The organism is Actinoplanes sp. DH11 (assembly GCF_020873875.1).
In the GTDB taxonomy this organism is placed as follows: domain Bacteria; phylum Actinomycetota; class Actinomycetes; order Mycobacteriales; family Micromonosporaceae; genus Actinoplanes.
Window position 1 is genome coordinate 1 of record NZ_JAHWGU010000100.1, and the last position, 499, is coordinate 499.

Below are 499 nucleotides of genomic sequence, written 5' to 3' on the forward strand. Positions count from 1 at the left end.
CTAGTACGGCAGCCGCATTCGTGATCATGGCTGGAGTTCGAGGTTGAGACGGCGGGCGTAGTGGGCTTGTCTGGCTCGTGCTTGATGGCGGCGTCGCCAGTTCGACCAGCGCAAAGAGTAGGCGATGCTGCGGCTGTGCTTGATCAGCAGGACGTTGATCAGACGGCGGATCTCGTTGACGGTCAGCTCGATCATGTCGGGCCGAGCGTGGCGGTCTGGGGTTCGGGCGTCGGCGGCGCAGAGTGCGAGGACGGCGAGAGCGGCCAGGGCGAGGGTGGTGAACCGGTGCCAGGACGTCCAGCGGCGGACTTGGTGCTGGTCAAGACCGACCTGACCCTTTCCGGCCTGGAATGATTCCTCCACGATCCAACGAACCCCCGCTACCCGCACGAACTGGGCAAGGGCGGTCGGCTCTGGTGCCCAGCAGCGATAGAAGGCCAGCTCACCGGTGGTGTTGTTGCGACGGATCAGCAGACTGTGCCGGCCGTCGTCGTCGGGG

The 499-nt window shown here is 65.3% G+C and carries 1 pseudogene; it reads right to left on the reverse strand.

Features of this window, described 5'->3' with window-relative positions:
- Nucleotides 1-24: 24 nt before the first annotated feature.
- A pseudogene (locus tag LPA41_RS40895) lies at nucleotides 25-499 on the reverse strand (IS701 family transposase); the annotation flags it as partial.